This window comes from Lysobacter sp. CCNWLW3, assembly GCF_036697405.1.
Classification (GTDB): Bacteria; Pseudomonadota; Gammaproteobacteria; order Xanthomonadales; family Xanthomonadaceae; genus Lysobacter.
In genome coordinates this window covers 296,585-317,402 of the sequence record NZ_JBAHWA010000004.1, presented here as the reverse complement: position 1 = coordinate 317,402, position 20,818 = coordinate 296,585, and the positions used below count along the sequence as shown (strand labels likewise).

Below are 20,818 nucleotides of genomic sequence, written 5' to 3'. Positions count from 1 at the left end.
TTCGAAAAACGGCGCGCGTCCTGCGCGCCGCCCTTCGGGTCTACGGTTGCTCGCGTGGGTGCGGGGCTATGGATTCCGATGCCGCGGCAACGGCAACGGCAACGGCAACGGCAACCGCAACCGCAACGGCAACCGCAACGGCAACCGCAACCGCAACCGCAACCGCAACGGCAACGGCAACAACGCGGGCGTGATGCGTGGCGTTGGGCTGCTCTTCAGAAACGCTGGGCGTCGCGATCGCCGCATCGAAGTTCGCTGGACTCCGATGCGGCACGCTCAAACTCAGCGGCTCTTGAAATCTTCCGGCTTCGGCAGGGTCACCGGTACCTGCTGCGCATCGCAATCGCCCTTGGCGCAAAGCGCGGCGCGCAGTTTCGGCATGGACTGCAGCATGAAGTGGAAGATCGTGTTCTGTTCGACGCTGCCGCGCACCGCGTCGCTGCCGGGGCCGCGCGCCCAGATGCCGACGTCGTCGCCGCCGTGGGATTCGTTGCTGGTCGGGACCAGGGCTTCCTGCAGATAGTCGGGCTGTTCGGTGTCGACCTGGGTCAGGTCCGGGCGGCCATGCTCGGCCTGCTGGGTGCCGCTGGCGCTGTGCTGAAAGCGCTTCGGGCCTTCGGGCTGCTGCGCGCTGGCGCCGACGTAGCCGGGGCCGTTGCTGTAGCTGAGCGTGGTGTAGGGCATGCCGAGCGCGTCGCGCGCGTAATCGGCGGCGTCGCCGTCCTCGCCGCTGGTGCCGCGCACCTTGCCCAGGATCGGATTGCCGCGCACCGGATAGCCGACGAAGCTGAGCGTGTGCGAATGGTCGGCGGTGACCAGGATCAGGGTGTCGTCGGCCGAGGTGGCTTCGCTGGCCGCGCGCACCGCGTCGCTGAGGGCGACGGTCTCGGTGAGCGCGCGGTAGGCGTTGCCGTAGTGGTGGGCGTGATCGATGCGGCCGCCCTCGACCAGCAGCACCCAGCCGCTGTCGCCCTTGTCGGCGCTGAGGCGATTCAGGCGCGCGATCGCGGCGCGGGTCATGTCGGCCAGGCTGGGTTCGCCGGCGCCGTCCTGGGGGCGGTCGTGGTCGAATTGCATGTGGTCGGGTTCGAACAGGCCCAGCAGCGGCTTGCCGGCAGGCGCGGCCGCGAACTGCTTGGCGTTCCAGACGTAGGCGCCGTCGGGGTGGCGCTGTTTCCAACTGGCGATCAGGTCGCGGCCGTCGAGGCGCTGGCCGACCTTGTCGTCGTATTCGGGGTCGCGTTGGTCGACCGGCATGAAGTTGGTGCGGCCGCCGCCCATCAGCACGTCGGGGCCGTTGCCGTAGGGCGACTCGATCATCTGCCGGGCGATGTCCTGGCAGCCCGCGGTCTTGGCGCTGTCGGGCAGGTCGGCGTCGTTCTCCCAGTTGCGGTCGGCCGAGTGGCTGAAGGTGGCGCCCGGGGTGGCGTGGGTCACGCGGGTGGTGGTGACCACGCCGGTGGCCAGGCCGCTGCCGGCGGCGAGTTCCCACAGGCTCAGGATCGGCGCGGCCAGGGCGCCGGTGCAGCTGCCGCGCGCGGCCTGCTGGCCGATGCTGAGCACGCCGGCGCGGGTCTTCACGCCGGTGGCCATGGCGCTCATGGTGCCGGCCGAGTCCGGTGTCTGCGAGTCGGTGTTGTAGGTCTTGCTGAGCGCGGTGGACGGGAAGCGCTCCCAGCTCAGGCGATTCTCTTCGCCCGGTCCGCCCTTCTTCTGGCCCTCAAAGATGCGCGCGGCGGCGACCGTGGTCAGGCTCATGCCGTCGCCGACGAACAGGATCACGTTCTTGGCCTTGCCGCCCATGGCGCCGCGCGCGGCGGCCTGGCTGGCGCCGTCGCGGAACCACCACTGCGGGGTTTCGTCCTGCGGGTGGCGGATGGAGGGAACCTCCACCGCGAGCGCGGCGGCGCCCACGACGGCGTTGCCGGCGGCGGCGCGCGGCGGTGCCGAACTGGCGCAGGCGCCGAGGGACAGGGTGACGGCGAGGGCGAGGCAGGCGGTGCGCGTACGGGACATCTCGGGGACCGGTGGCGGACGAAACCGCGATTATGACCTGCGGTTGTTGCTGGAATGGGATACCGGTGTTGCAACGGCGGGGGTCGCCGCGGTCGGGCGCCTCGGCTAAGGTGCTTGCTTGGCAGCGGTGAGGTACGCGCATGACCCTGGTGTCGGCCTGGTTCAAGATCCCGTTCTGGCAACGGGTGTTGGGCGGCTTCGTGCTCGGCGCACTGGCCGGCTGGTTGCTGGGCCCCGCCGCCGAGACCTGGTTCGGGCCATTGGGCAAGCTCTACGTGACCCTGATCAAGATGATCGCGGTGCCGCTGGTGCTGTTCGCGGTGATCAACGCGGTGGCCTCGCTGCACGGGCAGAAATCGGTGGCCGCGCTGGGCGGGCGCACCTTCGCCTGGTTCGCCTTCACCGCGGTGCTGGCGGTCGGCGTCGGTCTGACCGTCGCCCACCTGGTGGCGCCGGGCGAGGGCGTGGGCACGCTGCAGATCGCGGGCGACTACAAGCCCAAGGAGGTGCCGCCGGCGATCGACGTGCTGCTGGGCGTGGTGCCGTCCAACCCCTTCCAGGCCATGGCCGAAGGCAAGGTCCTGCAGGTGATCTTCTTCGCCGGCCTGATCGGCTTCGCCCTGGTCAAGCTGGGCGACCGCGTCGCCGGCCTGCGCAAGCTCGCCGGCGAAGCCAGCGACACCATGATCCAGATCACCCGCTTCGTGCTGGAGTTCACCCCGCTGGGCACCTTCGGCCTGATCGCGGCGCTGATCGGCGGCTACGGTTTCGAGAAACTGCTGCCGCTGGGCAAGTTCGTGATCGCGCTGTATCTGGCCTGCGGCCTGCACATCGCGGTGGTCTATAGCGCGCTGCTGCTGGCGCACGGCCTGAATCCGCTCAAGTTCTTCCGCGGCGCGTTCCCGGGCATGCAGGTCGGCTTCGTGGCTTCGTCCAGCTTCGCCGCCTTGCCGGTGTCGCTGCGCAGCGTCACCCACAACCTGGGCGTGGACAAGAACTACGCCGCGTTCGCGGTGCCGCTGGGCGCAACCATCAAGATGGACGGCTGCGGCGCGATCTATCCGGCGATGGCGGCGGTGTTCATCGCCCAGTACGCGGACCTGGACCTGTCGCTGTCGCAGTACCTGGTGATCATGCTGGCCTCGGTGCTGGGCAGCTTCGGCACCGCCGGGGTGCCGGGCACCGCGGTGGTGATGGCGACCGTGGTGCTCAGCGCCGCCGGCCTGCCGCTGGAAACCATCGGCTACCTGTACGCGATCGACCGCGTGCTCGACATGATGCGCACCATGACCAACGTGACCGGCCAGATGCTGGTGCCGGTGCTGGTGGCCAAGGAAACCGGCCTGCTCGATCGCGCGGTGTACGAGGCCGCATCGACCAATGTCGGCCTGGAATCGGCCGAGGCGGCCGGCAAGGACGGCGCCTGAGATGGGCGGCGCGTCCGCCGCCGAGGTCGTGCTGGTCGAACGTTTCCCCGGCGTCGACGACTACCGCCGGCTGCGCGCGGCGGCCGGCATGTCGCCGCGCACGCACGAGGCCGCGCGCGCGGGTTTGCCCAACACGCTGTACGGCGTCAGCCTGCTGCGCGAGGGCGAGACCATCGGCATGGGCCGCATCATCGGCGACGGCGGCTGCTTCTACACCGTGGTCGACATCGCGGTCGCGCCCGAGCACCAGGGCCTGGGCCTGGGCAAGCGCATCCTCGACGCGCTCGACGCCTGGCTGCGCGCGCATGCGCAGCCGTCCGCGTTCGTGACCCTGGTCGCCGACGGCGACGCCAAGCACCTGTACGCCAAGTACGGCTTCGCCGAAAGCGCGCCGCATGCGGTCAATATGGAATACGTCGTGGGCGAACGCCGCGACGCTTGATCCTGCGCCGCGCGGTCCGCGCGCGCCGCCACCGCTGGAGACCCCGCGATGCCCGACGCTTCCAACCTGATCGCCTTCGCCCTGATCGCTTTGGGCATGGTGCTCACGCCTGGGCCGAACATGGTCTATCTGATCTCGCGTTCGATCTGTCAGGGGCGCAAGGCGGGGCTGATCTCGCTGGCCGGCGTCGCGGTGGGCTTCGTGTTCTACATGCTGTGCGCGGCGCTGGGCATCACCGCGCTGGTGATGGCGGTGCCTTACGCCTACGACGCGCTGCGCCTGGGCGGCGCGCTGTATCTGCTCTACCTGGCCTGGCAGGCGCTCAAGCCGGGCGGGCGTTCGCCGTTCCAGGTCCGCGACCTGCCGCAGGACAGCCCGCGCCGATTGTTCGCGATGGGCCTGATGACCAACCTGCTCAATCCCAAGGCCGCGGTGCTGTATCTGTCGCTGCTGCCGCAGTTCATCGATCCGGCCAAGGGCAGCGTGCTGGGCCAATCCCTGACCCTGGGCAGCCTGCAGATCGCGATCAGCCTGACGGTCAACGCCCTGATCGCGATCAGCGCCGGCTCCCTGGCCGCGTTTCTCGGCCGCCGCCCGACTTGGCTGTCGATGCAGCGCTGGCTGATGGGCACGGTGCTGGCCGCGCTGGCGCTGCGGATGGCGACCGAAGCGCGGCGCTGAGGCCCGGGCGCGCAAGCTTCGAGCGCGCGCTTCAAGGCCGTAGGCTTCAAGCCCGCAAGCTTCAAGCCCGTGTGTAGCGCCACGACTGCATGCGGCCGTCGCGGTAGGGCATCACCCCGTGGAACGCGCGCGGGTCGGCATCGAACACCAGCGGCAGGAATTCGCGGTCGCCTTCCCACATCGGCAGGTCGTGCAGGCGTTCCAGCGGCACCCATTCCAGCGTGCCCTCGGGATTGCTCGCGTAGGGCGTGCCCGTGTAGCGGGTAATGGTGAAGATGAAACCCAGCCAGTCCTCGCCGTGCTTGCCGAAGCCGGGCCAGCTGATGGTGCCGCGCAGGTGCAGCTCGTCGCAGACGATGCCGGCTTCCTCGTGGATCTCGCGACGCATGCCGGCGACCACGTCCTCGTCGCGTTCGAGCTTGCCGCCCAGGCCGTTGTACTTGCCGAGTTGGTGATCGTCCGGCCGCGCGTTGCGATGGACCATCAGCACTTCGCGCCCGTCCGGCGAGAGCACGTAGCCCAGGGTGGCGACGATCGGCGTATAGGGCATCAGCGCGCTTCCTTGGCCTTGGCGGCTTGCTCGGCCAGGGTCTTGTCGAGCGCGCGCTCGGCCTTGTCGGCGTAGGCGCGGCAGCTCATCGGGGTCTTGCGCGGGGCGGCGGTGTCGGCCGGGTCCCAGCCGCTCGCGTCCGGGTGCGGCGTCAACAACAGATCGCAGGGCAGGCCGCGCACGGTCGCGAAACCGCGCCGGTAGTCGTCGACGATGCGCGGATAGCGCGGGTTGCCGATCAGCTGGTAGCCCGGCGCGCTCAGGCTGTCGGCGTAGGCGATGTGGGCGGGCTTGCCGTCGATGCGGTCGTCCCAGGTCCAGCTGAGGCTGCCGGGCGTGTGCGCGGGGGTGAAGTGCGCGGTGAAGCGCACGCCGCCGAGTTCGACGGTTTCGCCGTCCATGACGATGCGCTGGACCTGCACCGGCGGGAACAGCATGCCCTCGCCGAAGTGGATGTCGTCGCTGCCGCCGCGCGCCAGCAGCACCGCGGCCTCGGCGTTGCCGACCACCTGGGCGCCGGTCGCGCGCTGGATCTGCGCCAGGGCGCCGATGTGGTCGATATGGGCGTGGCTGTGCAGGATCAGCTTGAGCTGCGAGGGCTCGATGCCGAGTTCGCGCATGTGCTTCAGCAGCATGTCGCCGGCCTGCGGCAGGCCGGTGTCGATCAGAACGGCGCCGGCGTCGGTCTTGATCAGGACCGCGCTCAATCCGGCGGTGCCGATGTACCAACTGCGCTCGGCGACGCGGAACGGCGCCACCGGCTGGCGCCAGCTGTCCCGGCTGGAATAGGCGCGGGCTTCGGGGAGCAGGGGCTCGGCGGCGGTGGCGCTGCCGGCTGCGATCAGGGACAGGGCGAAGGCGAACAGGGCGGGACGGAGCGGCGGCATCGGCTGCATTGGGGCGTGCGGGTGGGCTTGCAAGTGTCGGCTATTCGGGCGAGTGCAGCTAGGGTTTGAACGGATTGCGGGGTGGTTCGCCAAGCCGGCCTCGGCGCCGGCCTCATCGGGGTAATGTTTCGGTTCAATCCGGCACACCGATTGCCCATTGGCTAATGCCGGGGCTTGCGACGAGAATATCCCAGCACTCGCGCATCTTCGCGCCAGGGGGGGTATGAAGCTTTTCGTAAACATTCTGCTATTCGCGCTCGTCTTTATCGGCGCTCCCGCATTGGCCCAGGACACAGCTTCGACAGGTACGTTGGTGGTCGACGTTAGGCCTTACGTGGGCGAAAAGCCTCTGTCCAAGAAGGTCGAACAGCAGTTCAAGGGAGCCGGTCTGGAATGGGGTATCCGCGACGATCTGCTGGTGTTCACGATGGTCCACAAGCGCTTCATCGATTTTCCGATCAATCACATGACCCGTTATGGGCAAAGCGAAACCTTGACCCTGCCGGCCGGCGAGTATCGCATCACCGGCATCGGCATGAGAATGATGTCCAGCTTCACCATGCAGAAAGTTCTTGATCGCGGCGCTTTCGTCAACAATGACGTTATGACCTTCAGGGTCGAGCCCGGCAAGACCACTACTCTGCGTATCAATTCCGTCATCAAGCGCGATACGGCTTTCGCGGCCGATTTCTGGATGCCGACCTTGTTGGCTAGCATCGTCGACAAGAACGGCACGAGTCAGGAAAAGGCACTGAACGAGCGCATCGATTCGTCGATCGGTTGGCTGGACTATCACGGGCCGTTGAAGTTTGTTGCTCAGTAAGGCTGTGGCCTGCGGTCGGGTCGCGCCCTCACGTCCTTACTGCGATTTCGGGGTAGGTAGCCGCGTCTTCACGTGACTTCTGGCCGGTATGCCGGTGCGGGGGCGAGGTTAGGGTGGGAGTCTTCTGGGGAAAACGGAGACCTCCATGCGCCTGCGCCATATCGCGCTGCTGCTGGCCGGCCTGACGACGACCACGGCCGCGCTCGCGGCCGACGGCGATCGCTGGACCTTGCCGGTGGCGGTCAAGAAGCTCGACAACGGTCTGACCGTGGTCGTGTCCGAGGATCACACCTCGCCCACGGTCGGCGTCAGCGTGGTCTACCACGTCGGCATGCGCCTGGAGCCGAAGAACCGCACCGGCTTCGCCCATTTGTTCGAGCACCTGATGTTCGAGGGCACGCCGAACGCGAAGGAAGGCGTGTTCGATCGCGTGATCACCGGCGGCGGCGGCCGCAACAACGGCTCCACCCGCGCCGACTACACCAACTACATCGAAGTCGCGCCGGCCTCGGCCCTGGAGCCGATCCTGTGGCTCGAAGCCGACCGCATGAAGACCCTGGACTTCAATCCGACCACGCTCAAGAACCAGCAGGACGTGGTCAAGGAGGAAATCCGGGTCAACGTGAAGAACCAGCCCTACGGCGGCTTCATGTGGATCGACATCGGCCAGCAGGCGTTCCAGAAGTGGGAGAACAACCACGACGGCTACGGCAGCTTCCAGGACCTGGAGAACGCCAGCCTGGAGGACGTGGCCGCGTTCCATCGCGACTACTACGGCCCCAACAACGCCGTGCTCGGCCTGGCCGGCGACATCACCCCCGAGCAAGGTTTCGCCCTGGCGCAGAAGTATTTCGGCGCGATCCCGGCGCGCAAGACTCCGCCCGCGCCCGACTACGCCGAAGGCCTGAACACCCAGGAGAAGCGCATCGTCCAATCCGACGCGCTGGCCCAGGTGCCGGCGATCGCGGTCGGCTGGAAGATGCCCGACCGCGGCAGCAAGGACCAGGCGCCGATGGCGGTGCTGGGCGCGCTGCTCGCCGACGGCGACGCCTCGCGCTTCTACCAGGGCACGGTCAAGGGCCGCGAGCTCACGCTCAACATGGAGCTGCTGTACGGCCTGACCAGCGAATGGGAATACGACGGCCCGACCCTGTTCGTGGTCAATGCGCTGTACAAGCCCAGCTCCAGCGCCGATCAACTGCTCAAGGCCTTCGACGAAGAAATCGCCAAGGTCGCCGAGCAGGGCGTGGACGAAGCCACGCTGAAGCGGGTCAAGACCCAGCTGCTGGCCAATTGGTACAACGGCCTGGAGACCTTCATCGACCGCGCCGATGCGCTGGCCAAGCTGCAGACCCTGTGGGGCGACGCAGGCGTGGTCAACCAGATTCCCGGCTGGATCGAAGGCGTGAGCTCGGCCGACGTGCAGCGCGTGGCCAAGACCTATCTCACGCCGGCCAATCGCACCGTGATCGACCGCAAGCCCGCCGCGATGCTGGCCCCGGCCGCCGCGCCCGCCGCCGCCAAGAAGAACTGAGGAGACAAGGATGAAGACCCATCCGAACCTGATCGCCGTCGCGATCTCCTTGAGCCTGGCCTTCGCCGGCGCCGCCCAGGCCGGCCCCAAGGCCGCGCTGCCCGCGCAGCTGCCGCCGTACGCGCCGGACCGCCCGCTGCCGGTGCCCGATATCGTCAAGAAGACCCTGTCCAACGGTCTGGAAGTGTGGGTGCTGCCGCGCGACGGCATGCCGCGCGTGGACTACGTGCTGGCGATGCGCAATGCCGGTTACGCCGCCGATGGCGCCGACGCCTCCGGTTTCGCCGCGCAGCTGGCCGGCCTGCTCAACGAAGGCACTGCCCAGCGCGATTCCAAGGCGATCGCCGAGGCCGCGCAGGGCTACGGCGGCAGCATCGGCGCGGCCGCCAACAACGACGGCATCAATCTGTACGGCGACGCGTTGGTGTCCAACGCCGCGCCGATGCTGGCGCTGCTGGCCGAGATCGCGCGCACGCCGGCCTTCCCGGACAGCGAGGTCAAGCTGGCCCAGGCCAACGCCCTGCAGGCGCTGAAGGCGGCCGAGGCCCAGCCCTCGTTCAAGGCCTCGCGCGCGCTGCTGGCGGCCACGTACGGCGACCATCCCTATGCGCGCACCCAGCCCACCGAGAGCATGATCGCGGCGATCACGCCGCAGAAGCTGCGCGCCGAGCACGCGCGCCGCTTCCGCCCCGATCGCGCGCTGCTGGTGATCACCGGCCGGGTCGCGCCCGAGGACGGCTTCAAGTTCGCCGAGCGCTCCTTCGGCGATTGGAAGGCCGGCGGCGAGGCGATCGCCGACACTCCGCCCGCACGCCGCGAGGCCAAGCCCAGCTTCGTGCTGATCCAGCGCGACGGCAGCGTGCAGTCGACGCTGCGCCTGGGCCGGCCGGCGATCGCGGTCACCGATCCCGACTACGTGCCGATGCAGCTGGCCAGCACCGTGCTCGGCGGCGGCTTCAGCAGCCGCGTCAACCAGAACCTGCGCGAAGACAAGGGCTACACCTACGGCGCCAGCGCGGGCCTGCAGGCCGCGCGTGCCGGCGGCCGCGTGCAAGGCGGCGCCGACGTGCGCAACGAGGTTACCGGCGCGGCGCTGAAGGAGTTCTTCCACGAGTTCGAGCGCCTGGGCCGGGAGCCGGTGCCGGCGCAGGAGCTGGAGGACACCAAGCGCTACATCGCGGGCGGCTACATGATCAGCAACCAGCAGCAGGGTTCGGTCGCGGTGACGCTGGCCAATCAGTGGCTGATGGGGCTGCCGTCGGATTTCCTCGGCCAGTACGTGCCACGCATCCGTGCGGTCGATGCGGCTCAGGTGCAGGCGCTGGCGAAGAAGTACTTCGTGCCGGCGGATCAGTCGATCGTGGTGGTCGGCGACGGCAAGGCGGTGGCGGAGCAGCTCAAGGCCTATGGGGAGTTCGTCGCGCCGGCGAAGTGAGTTTGAGTTTGCTCGTTTCGTCTTTCGCTTCCGACTCTCCGTCTTGTCCTTCGCGATGGCGCCCTCTCCCGCTTGGGGAGGGGGCTTTGGGTAGGAGCGGTGCGAGCCGCGACCGCGAACGCCGGCTACGCCGTTGGCTGGTCATCTTCTCCTGCTTTTGGCTCCCTCCTTTGGAAAAGGGTGAGGCCGTGCGTTTACGAACCGCAGGTTCGTGCGCGGCTGAACGCCAGTAGGCCATGCCTGCTGGCCGGGCGGGTTAGGGAGGATTTGCTGTTGCTCTTGCTCTGCGTGGTGGGCACGAAGGTCAAGGGCTTCCGCCCGCTGCGCGTGCGGGTCACTTTCTCTTGCTAGCCCAAGAGAAAGTAACCAAAGAGAAGGGCTAGCGGGACCAAACCTCCCCTGCGGGTTCGGTGCTGGCGCCGGGATTTTTCGAATGGACATCCTTGTCCATTCGAAAAACGGCGCGCGTCCTGCGCGCCGCCCTTCGGGTCTACGGTTGCTCGCGTGGGTGTAGGGCTATGGATTCCAATGCCGGGGCAACGGCAACGGCAACGGCAACGGCAAGCCGCAGCGGCATCCGCGATGAGTGCCCAACAATCCGGCGTCGCTACGCCGGGGCTATCGGCTCACTGCAAGCGCACTTCCAGATCGCGTTTCGCCGCCGCGACATTGCCGCTGTAATCCTTGGCCGTGATGCGCAGGGTGTAGTCGCCCGGCGGCAATTCGGTGGGCGTCCACAGGCCGGTCGCGAGCGTGCCGTCGCGTGCGGTGTTGGTCAGCACGTAGCGAAAGCGCGTGATCGCGCTGCCGTGCACGGTGACGCCGCTGCCGTCGGCGTAGACGACCTGGACCGCTTCGTCTTCGGACGGCATGCGGTCGAACTGCAGTCGGGTGCGTGGATTCTCGTAGCCCGGCAGCGGGGTGCCGGCGGCGTCCAGCCATTGGTAGCCCAGCGAGTACAGGCCGAGCCGGCGTCGCGCCTGGTTGCGATCGACCTGGTCCCAGGCGTCGACCACGATCTGCACGCCGGGCAGGGCGCGCGAGACCAGCACCCGATTCTGTTCGCGCTGATCCAGCGGCTGGGCCGCGTCGTCGAGCAGGGCCACGCGTTCGATCTGCGGCGCGTGGTGGTCGGCGTAACCGACGAAACCCAGGGTGATCGCGTTGCGTTGGTAGCCGCTGGCGCCGACCACCAGATGCACGTGCGCCATCGGATTGATCGTGCCCAGGGCGTCGCCGACGCGGAAGCGGGTGCCGCGCGGCACCCGGATGCGCTCGGGTTTGCCGTCGTCGCCCAGCACCGGATGGAAGCGGGCCGGGTCCAGCGAGTTGCCTTGCGGATCGCGGCCGACGCGCATGTGGATATAGCTCAGCGTGTCCAGGGCCATGCCTTCGCCAAGCGAGCCCAGGCCCCAGGTTCCGTTCGGGCTGCTGACCTTGGCGTCGGCGATCGCCAGCACGCGCTGGCCGACATCGCCGGCGATGTCCAGGCCGTCGTGCAGGTGGTGGCGGCTCTCGCCGTTGCCGTCGCCGCGCACTTCGGCCAGGGTGCCGACCACTTCGTGCCAGCCGTCCTGCGGCGCCAGAGGCCAGCGGCCTTCGCTGCGCGGCAAGGGATTCAGCGGCGAGGGACCGACCGCGCCGGCAACGGCCGCGGCGCCGGACGCGAGCGGCGCGATCCGGTGCACGCGGTAGCCTTGCGCGTCGGCGACGTAGAGCGCGCCGTCGGGCGCGAGCGCCAGCGCGGAGGGACGCGCGAGGCGCTGCCCGCTGGTGGCGCCGGTGATGGTGCGCACACCGCGGTCGAGGCCGATCTGCAGCACGCGGCCGCGCGCCATCTCGCCGACGTAGATCACGCCGTCGTGGGCGATCGCCAGGCTCAGCGGGCGCCGCATCGCGTCGGGCGGATCCTCCTGCAGCCCCCGCAGCACGGTGCTGACCGCGCCGTCGAGGCCGATCCGGCGGATCGCGTTGTTGCGCAGGTCGGCGACCAGCACGCGACCGTGCCGGTCCAGCGCCAGCGCGGTCGGGGTGTCGAAGCGCGCCAGCGCGCCGGGGCCGTCCAGGTAGCCGGGGCGTTCGCCGCCGGCCAGCGTGCGCACCTGACCGTCCAGGCCGATCACGCGGATACGGTCGTTGTAGGTGTCGGCGATGTAGACCTGGCCCTTGGCGTCCACGGCCACGCCGGTCGGGCCGTTGAAGCGCGCGACCGCGCCGGGGCCGTCGAGATAGCCCGCGCTGCCGTCGCCGGCCACGGTGCTGACCGCGCCCTGCGGACTGATCTTGCGGATCGCGTGATTGCCGGTGTCGGCCACGTAGAGATTGCCGGCCGCGTCCAGGGCCAGGCCCGAGGGCGTATCGAAGGCCGCGGCCGCGCCGAGGCCATCGCGGAAGCCTTCGTCGGAACCGGCGAGGGTGGCCACGCTGCCATCGGCGCGGATCGTGCGGATGCGGTTGTTGTCGCCGGCGTCGGCCACGTACAGTGTGCCGTCGCGGCCCAGGGCCAGGCCATAAGGATCGGCGAAGCGCGCCTGCGCGGCGACGCCGTCGCGCAGGCCGAGCACGCCGTCGCCGGCGCGCAGTTGCAACTGCCCGGCCCAGCCCAGCGGCGTGGGCGGCGGCCCGGCGGGTTTGCGCGGGGCGCCAGGTTCGAACACGAAGGTGGCGGCCAAGGCGGCGGCGGTGAGGGCGACAACCAGCCCCAGCCAGAGATTTCGGGTCATGCGGTTCCTGTTTTTGCGGCGACCGTGCGCGCAGCGGGCCTTGAGCGAGTTGGGATTCTAGCCCGCGGGATCGGTGTCGCCGCCACGCGTTTCGGCGTAGCGATCCACTTTCCGCAGCAAAGCGGACGATCGCGACCTACCCAGGCATCGACGCTGTCCGTGCGCTGGTTTAGATTGCGGCGCGGCGCGCCGGTATCGCCCGGCGCGCCTACCACAGGGGATGGGAATGAGTCGAAACAGGAAGTGGCTCGCGGCGACGGCCGCGTTCGTGATCGTGGCCGCGTTTGCGGCGCCGGTGTTCCAACAGACGATCGAGCGCGCGCTCGCGCACGCCGCGAACGCGCGGGTGCTGCCGCAAGCGGCGCCGGGCGATCCGGCCGAGCCGATCGCGGTCGAGGGCTCGCAACCCAAGTCGCCGCCGGTCGTCCTGAGGATTTCGGGCGAGATTTCCGGCCTGGCCCCGGGCGCGACGCCGGATTCGATCCTGGTGCGAGTCGGCAACCGTAGCTTCGCCGGCCAGGTCCATGGCGGCGGCTATGTGGCCACGATCGATGCGTTGGATCCTGCCGAGATGGTCAGCGTCGAAGTCGCATCGCAGCGCCTGCGCTACCGCAGCATCGTCGGCAGCTTCCGCAAGCTCGCGCTGCGCTCGGGCGGGGACCGTCGCGTCGAGGCCGTCGAATTGCCGACGCTGCGGGTCTCGCCGTGGAGCAGCGCGCTGGCGTTCTTGGTGCGCAACATCCTCGGCGGCCGCGACGCCAACAGCGACCAGGAGTTCGAGCGCACCACCCGCAGCGTGTTCGGCGACGACCTGTTCGATGCCCGCGCCGTGCTGGCGGGCACAGCTTCCGGCACGGTCGCCCTGCCCAACGGCTACGCGGACGGCCAGCAGCTGTTGGAGGACGAGGTCGCCTACCGCGATCTGCTCGTCCGTCTCCAAGTGCATCCGGCCGACCCCGAAGCGGTATTCGCCCAGACCGACTATGCGCCCTTGCCGTCCTTGGCCGAGCTGCCGGCGCAGACGCTGATGATGGCGCCGATCCAACGCGACCACTTTCCGGTGTTCGCGAACGCTCCGAAACTGTTGCTCAGCAACACCGATGGCAGCTACAGCTTTTACGAAGGCGATGCCGAAATCGCGCGTCCGACCTACAACGCGCAGTTGGATGGGGCCGGCGACGTGCTGCTGCTGCCGCATGCGCCGCGCGTGGTCGAACGCTATGAGGGCGCGACGCGTGTGCGCCTGAGCTTGAACCGAATCGTCCTGCGGCGTTTGTTCGACGGCGACCGCTACGACCTGTGGGCGCTGCGTGCGGAGTGGACCCGGACCTCGGTCGACGAGCCGGCATCGCCGCCCAGCCTCTACGCGCCGATCGACCTGTGGTCGGTCTCCGACCTGCAGGAGGTCGCGCGCGCGCGCGCCTGGACCTCGGCGCCGACCCGGCGCGCCTTGCCCTGGCCGTGCGCGCTGCCGGCCCCCGATCTGGGTGGCGATCTGCGCCTGGAAAGCTGCGACTTCGTCCAGCACCGTTTCGATCCAGGCGGCAGCGGCATCACCGAGGACCACGGCGCCAAGGTCGGCGCCAACATGCAGCCGCAGACCGCCGGCTGGGGCGTCGCCTTCGCCTGGGGCGTCGAAGGCAGGCAACTGTTGGTGCATGGACCGCTGGCGAGCCTGCGTTATTGGAGCATCGACGGCGACGACGAACTCGCCGATACCGTGGTCTACGTGGCCACCGGCACCAGCGGCGCAACCGCCGGGCAAACCTTGTCCGGTGTGAGCGGCTCGCTGGCGGTGGAGAGCGTGCCGTTCCCGGCCGCGCATGCGCAGGGCACCTGGACCACCGGATCGGTGCAGGCCCTGGTGAACGCGTATCCGAACCCGCACAGCACGCTGGAGATCCAGCGCAACGCCGGCGGCAGCGCCGAGCAGCGTGACTACAGCTATGAGAGCGGCGCCCAAAGCGCTGTCGCGCGTTGGGAGGCGCTGGGCGAGCGGGTTTACGACATCCGCACGCGCGCCAGTTTTGGTCCGGGACAGGGTTCGCGTTTCGTGCACGACTGCGCCACCGCCTTCGCGGCCGGAGCGCAAACCTGCGCGCCGAGTCGGATCCGCTATTTCCGTCCGCTCAAGCGCGTCGGCGACCGTTTGTACGGAATCGAGGAGCTGCACACCCAGTTCGAGCAAAAGCCGCCCGGCTACACCGGCACCTACGACGTCGTCACCACCATTCGCCCCAACTACCATCAATGCATCGCCGGGGCCTGCCTGGCGCCGCTGGCGCTGCGGCTCCCAGCGGTCCCGGCCCCGGTTGTGGTTGAATCGCGGGCTGCCACCCCCATCCTTCCCCTCGTCCGTCCCAGAAAAACGCCGACCGCAATGCCTATCTACGCCTTCCAATGCAGCGCCTGCGGGCACAGCTTCGACCGTCTGCAGAAGCTGTCCGACGCCGATCCCAGCGTCTGTCCGTCCTGCGGCGCGGAACGGGTGAGCCGTCAGCTCACCGCGCCGCAGTTCCGCCTGGCCGGCGGCGGCTGGTACGAGACCGACTTCAAGAAGGACGGCGACAAGAAGCGCAATCTGGCCGACGCCGCCGGTTCCGGCGGTTCGGACACGCCCAAGCCGGCCGAGACCAAGGCCGAAACCAAGGCCGAGCCGGCCAAGAGCGAGCCCAAGCCGGCCGCCAAGCCGGCCGCGTCCTAGTCGCGGGATTGCGCCCTCGCGGCATCGCGGGGGGGCGACGGGCGCCGTTGCGGCGCCCGCCAGGGGCCGATCAGTTACCGAATTCGCCGCGGCAGCCGCGGCTGACCCAGATCGCGGTCTGCGAGCCGATGCCCCAGGTGTTGCCCTGGATGCAGGGCTGCTTGGAGATCTGCCGCAGCAGGCGCGGCACGCCGTAGCCCGGCGGCCAGGGACAGGTGGTGGTGCGGTTGTCGACGCTGGAGCAGGTGACCCGGCGCGCCCCCGGTTGCGGCGGCTGGATCTGCGCGCCGGCCACGAAATCCGCGCGGCAGCCCTGGCTGACCCAGACCTGGCCGTTCTGCGACTGCCAGGTGCGGCCCTCGATGCAGGCCGAGCTGGACAGCTGGCGCGACAGCCGCGTCGGCCCGTACCAGGGCACCGAGCAGGTGCGCGGGCGGTTGTCGCTGCTTTCGCAGCGCACGGTCTGGCCGATCGGGGGCACCGGCGGGCTCAGGCCGGGCCCGAACTCGCCGCGGCAGCCGCCGCTGACATAGATGTTGCCGTCGCGCGACTGCCAGGTGCTGCCCTCGGTGCAGGGCGTCTTGGACAGCTGCCGCAGCAGGCGCGAATAGCCGGGCCAGCTGGTGCGGCAGGTGCGCGGCCGGCCGTCGGTGCTTTCGCAGCGGATCGTGCCGCCGGGCTGGGGGCCGACCCCGCCGCCGCCGGCCAGGGACTGGGAGATATCGGCCTTGATCCGGCTGAAGGTCCAGTTGGAGCGGTTGACCTGGTCGATATAGAAGCGCAGCTGGTCGTCCGGGATGCGCCGGCCGTTGGACTGTTCGGAGTACTCCAGGCTGATCACCCGGACCTGATCGTTGTAGGACAGGGTGCGCAGGTTCTCGGGCGCGTAGGCGCGCGCCTGCGGCTGGGCCTGGACCAGGGCGGGCGCCGCCAGCGCCGCCAGACACATCGCCAGCGACAGCGGTTTGAGCAGTTTCAGCATGGCCTATCCCCTAAGCCGGGTGGAGCGCGCGGCGGACCGGGCCGCGGCCGGTGATGCGGGTGCGCACGGGGGCGGAAGTGAGTGGACTGGGTATGGACAAAATCCAGCCGCAGTCGCCGTGGCCGGACAAGTAACCGGCCGGAGCCGTTAAGATAGCGTGTTCCTGGCCCAGGCCCGGACGCGCGCCGGCCCGCCCGGCGCCCCCCACCGTGCCGGCCCCGCCGCCGGCCGCCGTTTCGATCCCGGAGTTTCCATGCGTACCCACTTCTGCGGCCTCGTCGACGAGGCGCTGATCGGCCAGACCGTCACCTTGTGCGGCTGGGTCAACACCAACCGCGTCCAGAGCCACGTGGTGTTCACCGATCTGCGCGATCACGAGGGCGTGGTCCAGATCGTGGTCGATTCCGACATGGCCGAGCTGTTCAAGACGGCCGGCGACCTGAGCGTGGAGAGCTGCGTGCGCGTGACCGGCACGGTGCGCGCGCGCCAGGCCGCCAACGACAAGATCCGCAGCGGCAAGGTCGAGATCCTGGCCGCGACCATCGAGGTGCTGAACAAGGCCGAGCCGCTGCCGTTCCACGCCCACGAGAACGCCGGCGAGGAAACCCGCCTGACCTATCGTTACCTCGACCTGCGCCGCCCCGAGATGCAGAAGATGATGCGCACCCGCATCCGCCTGGTGCAGTCGCTGCGCCGCTGGCTGGATGCGCGCGGCTTCCAGGACATCGAGACCCCGATCCTGACCAAGGCCACGCCCGAGGGCGCGCGCGACTTCCTGGTGCCGGCGCGCATGCACCCGGGCGAGTTCTACGCCCTGCCGCAGTCGCCGCAGCTGTTCAAGCAGATCCTGATGGTGGCCGGCTTCGACCGCTATTACCAGATCGCGCGCTGCTTCCGCGACGAAGCCCTGCGCGCCGATCGCCAGCTCGAGTTCACCCAACTCGACATGGAGTTCGCCTGGGTGTCCGAGCGCGACGTGCAGGACACGGTCGAGGACATGATCCGGGTGGTGTTCAAGGAATCCATCGACGTCGAGCTCGACGCCCAGTTCCCGCGCATGAGCTATGCCGAGGCGATGCGCCGCTACGGTTCGGACAAGCCCGACCTGCGCATCGAGCTGGAGTTCGTCGACATCGCCGAGCTGGTCAAGCACTGCGAGTTCAAGGTCTTCACCGACTGGGCCAACCATGCCGACGGCCGCGTGATCGCCCTGCGTGCGCCGGGCGCCGCGGGCTGGTCGCGCAAGCAGATCGACGACGCCGGCGCGCACGCGGCCAAGTACGGCGCCAAGGGCCTGGCCTGGATGAAGATCGAGGACGCGTCCAAGGGCCGCGAAGGCATCAACTCGCCGATCGCCAAGTTCCTCGACGACGCCACCCTGGCCGCCATCGTCGAAGCCTCCGGCGCGCAGACCGGCGACGCGATCTTCTTCGGCGCGGCCGATTACAAGACCGCCAGCGACTTCATGGGCGCGCTGCGCCTGAAGCTGGGCAAGGATCTGGGCCTGGTCCAGGACGGCTGGAAGCCGCTGTGGGTCACCGACTTCCCGATGTTCGAGTGGGACGAGGAGGCGCAGCGCTACGTCGCCCTGCATCACCCCTTCACCGCGCCGGCGGTGGACGACATCGCCGACCTGCGCGCCAACGCCAAGACCGCGGTCTCGCGCGGCTACGACATGGTGCTCAACGGCAACGAGATCGGCGGCGGTTCCATCCGCATCCACCGCCCGCAGATGCAGTCGGCGGTGTTCGATCTGCTCGGCATCGGCGCGGAAGAGGCGCAGGCCAAGTTCGGCTTCCTGCTGGACGCGCTCAAGTACGGCGCGCCGCCGCACGGCGGCATCGCCTTCGGCATCGACCGCATCGCCGCGCTGATGGCCGGCACCGAGTCGATCCGCGACGTGATCGCCTTCCCCAAGACCACCACCGCGCAATGCCTGATGACCGGCGCGCCGTCGCCTATCCCGGACGCGCAGCTGGCCGAAGTGCACGTGATGGTGCGGCCGAAGGATCCGGCCTAAGCCTCGCACGGCCTTGGGGTGGGGCGGCGCTAGCCGCGGCCTCGCCGCGACGGCCGTCGGCGCCGCGGCGATCGTGCGGATGGCCAGGGTTTTGCAACGCGGTCGTCGAGCGCGGTCGATTGCGCGGCCGCGGGCCATGACCGTAGGAAATCCCTGTAGGACGCCGCTCCTGCATCGGGCAGACAACGAGAGGACAGGTCGAGACATGAGCGACGACTACCGTATCCGCCGCGCCACTCCCGCCGACGCGGCGTTGCTGGCCGATCTGGGCGCGCGCACCTTCATCGAAACCTTCGGCCATCTGTATCCGCCGGAGCATCTGCGGCGCTTCCTGGACGATAGCTATTCGGTCCAGGCGCAGGCGCGCGTGCTCGGCGACGCCGAATGCGCGGTCTGGCTGATGGAGCGCGACGGCGTCGCGGTCGGCCACGCCCTGGCCGGGCCCTGCGGCTTGCCGCATGCCGAGGTCGCGGCCGGCGACGGCGAGCTCAAGCGTCTGTACGTACTGCGCGAAGCACAGAACGGTGGTTGGGGCGGGCGTCTGTTCCAGGTCGTGCTGGACTGGCTGCTGCGCGACGGCCCGCGCACGCTGTGGATCGGCGTGTGGTCGCAGAACCAGGGCGCGCAGCGCTTTTATGCGCGCCACGGCTTCGTCCATGTCGGCGATTACGAGTTCGTGGTCGGCGACACCCGCGACCACGAATTCATCCTGCGCCGTCCCGCGCAAGCCTGACCCGAACCTCACCGCCTTGGTAGGAGCGGCGTAAGCCGCGACCACGACACTGCGCGTGCGACGCAAGCTTGCGCTGGCAGCCAGACCTACGCATCGCGGCTCACGCCGCTCCCACAGTGAGGCGCATCGCTCTGATGTCGGTCGACGGCACCGTGGGGCGCGTACCGCTTCCTGTAGGAGCGACGTGAGTCGCGATCGCGAAACTCGGCGCTTGCGTTGGCCTCGCTGGTTCGCGGTCGCGGCTCACGCCGCTCCTACAGTGCAAGGTCGCCGCATGGGTGCCGGTGCGACGACCTTGACGGTCGCGGGGTGCGGCCGCTATCGAAATCTCATCGCCGCGCCGCCGCCACCACATCCACCACCCCTAAACTCAAGCGCCCCGCGCTGTCGCGGCCGGCGTTCTGCGGGGCGATGCCGCGCCGGCCGGGCCAACTGTCGGCCAGCGCCAGTTTGAGGGTGTAGCGACCCGGCGCCAGCGTCGCGGGTACGGTCGCCTGCAGCGCCTGGCTGTGCGCCGCGCCCGGCGGCAGGCCGGTGAGCGGATAGTCCAGCACCGACTTGGCGCGCAGCGCGCCGCCCGCGTCCAGCCAGTGCAGCTCGGCCTGGTAGACCTGGTACAGCGGCGCCACGCCGGTATTCTCGATGCTCAGGCTGACCGGCATGGCGGCGCCGGGCACGGCCTGATCGGCCCAGCTCACGCGGCGCACGGTGAACTCGTAGCCCAGCGCGCGTTTGATGCTCAGCAGCTTGGCGCGGAAGGCCGCGGTGCCGGTGTTCTCGTGCTGCCCGGCCGGGCCCAGCCAACTGAAGTGGTAGTCGCGCACCAGCTTGACGATGTCGGCGGTGCGGTCGGTCCACAGCTTCTTCTGGTCGGCGTAGGGGCTTTCGCCGCCGATCGGGTTGAGCCGCCAGTTCTCGCGCGCGGCCGGAACCTCATTGCGGTAGCCCCACTCCAGGTTCCACCAACCGCTGTCGTCGCAACGCTTGAGCATGGGCGTATAGGCGTTGCACATCGCGGTGTAGGAGGGGAAGAAGTCCTCGCTGAAACCGAACGCGGCGCCGCCGACATCGCTGGCGCGCGCATAACGCGTGTGCAGCGGCGTCTGCACGAAGGCGTTGGTGTAGGCGTCGCGGACCAGGGCGCGGGTGGTCGCGTCGGGCTCGTAGCCGGGGCAGCCGGAGGTGTGCCATTCGCCCCAGAACCCGAGCAGGCCGACATGGACCGCGGTGATGCGCGGGTCGCCGTCGTAGCGGCGCGCGAACGCGCGCACGAACTGCTGCAGCTGCTCGCGCATCGCCGGCGTGTTGTAGTCCGGCGCCACGCCGGGGCCGTCGCCGCCGCAACTGGTGTAGGCGTGGCCGGGAATATTGAGCGGGGCCTGGCCGAGGAACTTGGGATAGTCGCGCTCGGCTTGTTCGCTGTCGTAGTAGTGGTGGATGTTGTTGCCGACGCTGTCCGGGTAGTCGGCGACCGGGCGCAGCACGAAGGTGGCGTTGGGGGCCTCGGCCAGGATCGGCGCCAGATGGCGCTGCTCGAAGCCGTCCCAGTCGTACTGCTCATCGGCGGTTTCGACTTCGCGCCAGGGCAGGTAGATCTGATAGATCGAGGCGCCGTAATGGTTGTCGGGCAGACCGCCGTCGGCGCCGACCGTGGTGCCCCAGAGCAGGAAGCCGCGGTGCGGGTTGGACAGGTCGTCGTTGCTTTGCGCGGGCATGGATTCGCCGGCGCGCGCGGGCACGAGGGCGAGCAGGGCGCTCAGCGCGACGGCGAGGGCGGCGGGTACGACGGGTCGCAGGTCCATGTGGACTCCGTGATGGGGGGGGCGGCGATGGTGAGCGCTGCCCGCGTCGCCGGGAGGGC

At 69.3% G+C, this 20,818-nt stretch carries 15 protein-coding genes; 9 read left to right on the top strand and 6 right to left on the bottom strand.

The window, feature by feature from the left end; genetic code table 11:
- Nucleotides 1-282 precede the first annotated feature (282 nt).
- Entirely contained in the window at nucleotides 283-2,016 is a 1,734-nt protein-coding gene (locus V1318_RS10310) for an alkaline phosphatase (RefSeq protein WP_332939557.1), read from the bottom strand.
- Nucleotides 2,017-2,156: 140 nt separating this feature from the next.
- Between V1318_RS10310 and V1318_RS10305 the strand changes: the two genes are divergently transcribed.
- Genes V1318_RS10305 through V1318_RS10295 form a run of 3 tightly spaced genes read left to right on the top strand, consistent with a single transcriptional unit; the run spans nucleotide 2,157 to nucleotide 4,566 of the window.
- Nucleotides 2,157-3,443: a dicarboxylate/amino acid:cation symporter gene (locus V1318_RS10305; RefSeq protein WP_332939555.1), complete on the top strand. Its 1,287-nt coding sequence runs from the start codon at nucleotides 2,157-2,159 to the stop codon at nucleotides 3,441-3,443.
- Between the two features lies 1 nt (nucleotide 3,444).
- Nucleotides 3,445-3,885 carry a GNAT family N-acetyltransferase gene (locus V1318_RS10300; protein WP_332939554.1) on the top strand — a complete coding sequence of 147 codons (441 nt, stop codon included), beginning with the start codon at nucleotides 3,445-3,447 and terminating at the stop codon, nucleotides 3,883-3,885.
- 48 nt (nucleotides 3,886-3,933) lie between these two features.
- Nucleotides 3,934-4,566: a LysE family translocator gene (locus tag V1318_RS10295; protein ID WP_332939553.1), complete on the top strand. Its 633-nt coding sequence runs from the start codon at nucleotides 3,934-3,936 to the stop codon at nucleotides 4,564-4,566.
- A 61-nt stretch (nucleotides 4,567-4,627) separates the two neighbouring features.
- Here V1318_RS10295 and V1318_RS10290 read toward each other — a convergent pair whose 3' ends face one another.
- Nucleotides 4,628-5,116, bottom strand: a complete 489-nt coding sequence (locus V1318_RS10290; RefSeq protein ID WP_332939552.1) for an 8-oxo-dGTP diphosphatase — start codon at nucleotides 5,114-5,116, stop codon at nucleotides 4,628-4,630.
- Nucleotides 5,116-6,003, bottom strand: a complete 888-nt coding sequence (bla, locus tag V1318_RS10285; RefSeq protein WP_332939551.1) for a subclass B3 metallo-beta-lactamase — start codon at nucleotides 6,001-6,003, stop codon at nucleotides 5,116-5,118. Before bla ends, V1318_RS10290 begins: the two co-directional genes overlap by 1 nt.
- 223 nt (nucleotides 6,004-6,226) lie before the next feature.
- Between bla and V1318_RS10280 the strand changes: the two genes are divergently transcribed.
- From V1318_RS10280 to V1318_RS10270, 3 genes are all read left to right on the top strand, one after another.
- A complete protein-coding gene (locus V1318_RS10280) occupies nucleotides 6,227-6,826 on the top strand; it encodes a hypothetical protein (protein ID WP_332939550.1) in 600 nt (199 codons plus the stop codon).
- Nucleotides 6,827-6,971: 145 nt separating this feature from the next.
- On the top strand, nucleotides 6,972-8,360 hold the full coding sequence (locus V1318_RS10275; protein ID WP_332939549.1) for a pitrilysin family protein: 1,389 nt from the start codon (nucleotides 6,972-6,974) through the stop codon (nucleotides 8,358-8,360).
- Between the two features lie 10 nt (nucleotides 8,361-8,370).
- Nucleotides 8,371-9,795, top strand: a complete 1,425-nt coding sequence (locus V1318_RS10270) for a pitrilysin family protein (RefSeq protein ID WP_332939548.1) — start codon at nucleotides 8,371-8,373, stop codon at nucleotides 9,793-9,795.
- A gap of 626 nt (nucleotides 9,796-10,421) precedes the next feature.
- On the opposite strand, the gene V1318_RS10265 is transcribed toward V1318_RS10270, so the two are convergent.
- Nucleotides 10,422-12,518, bottom strand: a complete 2,097-nt coding sequence (locus V1318_RS10265) for an NHL repeat-containing protein (protein ID WP_332939547.1) — start codon at nucleotides 12,516-12,518, stop codon at nucleotides 10,422-10,424.
- 2,380 nt (nucleotides 12,519-14,898) lie between these two features.
- Between V1318_RS10265 and V1318_RS10260 the strand changes: the two genes are divergently transcribed.
- The gene (locus tag V1318_RS10260) at nucleotides 14,899-15,222 is read left to right on the top strand and encodes a zinc ribbon domain-containing protein (protein ID WP_332939568.1); all 324 of its coding nucleotides are present in this window, start codon (nucleotides 14,899-14,901) and stop codon (nucleotides 15,220-15,222) included.
- 70 nt (nucleotides 15,223-15,292) lie between these two features.
- Here the strand turns inward: V1318_RS10260 and V1318_RS10255 are convergent, their stop codons facing one another.
- On the bottom strand, nucleotides 15,293-16,204 hold the full coding sequence (locus V1318_RS10255; RefSeq protein ID WP_332939546.1) for a DUF3011 domain-containing protein: 912 nt from the start codon (nucleotides 16,202-16,204) through the stop codon (nucleotides 15,293-15,295).
- Between the two features lie 253 nt (nucleotides 16,205-16,457).
- Here V1318_RS10255 and aspS point away from each other — a divergent pair, with 253 nt between their 5' ends.
- Nucleotides 16,458-18,224: an aspartate--tRNA ligase gene (aspS, locus tag V1318_RS10250; protein ID WP_332939545.1), complete on the top strand. Its 1,767-nt coding sequence runs from the start codon at nucleotides 16,458-16,460 to the stop codon at nucleotides 18,222-18,224.
- A 205-nt stretch (nucleotides 18,225-18,429) separates the two neighbouring features.
- Nucleotides 18,430-18,957: a GNAT family N-acetyltransferase gene (locus V1318_RS10245; protein ID WP_332939544.1), complete on the top strand. Its 528-nt coding sequence runs from the start codon at nucleotides 18,430-18,432 to the stop codon at nucleotides 18,955-18,957.
- Between the two features lie 329 nt (nucleotides 18,958-19,286).
- On the opposite strand, the gene V1318_RS10240 is transcribed toward V1318_RS10245, so the two are convergent.
- Nucleotides 19,287-20,759: a DUF4832 domain-containing protein gene (locus V1318_RS10240; protein WP_332939543.1), complete on the bottom strand. Its 1,473-nt coding sequence runs from the start codon at nucleotides 20,757-20,759 to the stop codon at nucleotides 19,287-19,289.
- Nucleotides 20,760-20,818: the final 59 nt, after the last annotated feature.

What these genes read in the sequence shown, in the direction of transcription:
- V1318_RS10310 (WP_332939557.1), bottom strand. Translation starts at nt 2,016, where the DNA reads ATGTCCCGTACGCGCACCGCCTGCCTCGCCCTCGCCGTCACCCTGTCC.
- V1318_RS10305 (WP_332939555.1), top strand. Translation starts at nt 2,157, where the DNA reads ATGACCCTGGTGTCGGCCTGGTTCAAGATCCCGTTCTGGCAACGGGTG.
- V1318_RS10300 (WP_332939554.1), top strand. Translation starts at nt 3,445, where the DNA reads ATGGGCGGCGCGTCCGCCGCCGAGGTCGTGCTGGTCGAACGTTTCCCC.
- V1318_RS10295 (WP_332939553.1), top strand. Translation starts at nt 3,934, where the DNA reads ATGCCCGACGCTTCCAACCTGATCGCCTTCGCCCTGATCGCTTTGGGC.
- V1318_RS10290 (WP_332939552.1), bottom strand. Translation starts at nt 5,116, where the DNA reads ATGCCCTATACGCCGATCGTCGCCACCCTGGGCTACGTGCTCTCGCCG.
- bla (WP_332939551.1), bottom strand. Translation starts at nt 6,003, where the DNA reads ATGCCGCCGCTCCGTCCCGCCCTGTTCGCCTTCGCCCTGTCCCTGATC.
- V1318_RS10280 (WP_332939550.1), top strand. Translation starts at nt 6,227, where the DNA reads ATGAAGCTTTTCGTAAACATTCTGCTATTCGCGCTCGTCTTTATCGGC.
- V1318_RS10275 (WP_332939549.1), top strand. Translation starts at nt 6,972, where the DNA reads ATGCGCCTGCGCCATATCGCGCTGCTGCTGGCCGGCCTGACGACGACC.
- V1318_RS10270 (WP_332939548.1), top strand. Translation starts at nt 8,371, where the DNA reads ATGAAGACCCATCCGAACCTGATCGCCGTCGCGATCTCCTTGAGCCTG.
- V1318_RS10265 (WP_332939547.1), bottom strand. Translation starts at nt 12,518, where the DNA reads ATGACCCGAAATCTCTGGCTGGGGCTGGTTGTCGCCCTCACCGCCGCC.
- V1318_RS10260 (WP_332939568.1), top strand. Translation starts at nt 14,899, where the DNA reads ATGCCTATCTACGCCTTCCAATGCAGCGCCTGCGGGCACAGCTTCGAC.
- V1318_RS10255 (WP_332939546.1), bottom strand. Translation starts at nt 16,204, where the DNA reads ATGCTGAAACTGCTCAAACCGCTGTCGCTGGCGATGTGTCTGGCGGCG.
- aspS (WP_332939545.1), top strand. Translation starts at nt 16,458, where the DNA reads ATGCGTACCCACTTCTGCGGCCTCGTCGACGAGGCGCTGATCGGCCAG.
- V1318_RS10245 (WP_332939544.1), top strand. Translation starts at nt 18,430, where the DNA reads ATGAGCGACGACTACCGTATCCGCCGCGCCACTCCCGCCGACGCGGCG.
- V1318_RS10240 (WP_332939543.1), bottom strand. Translation starts at nt 20,759, where the DNA reads ATGGACCTGCGACCCGTCGTACCCGCCGCCCTCGCCGTCGCGCTGAGC.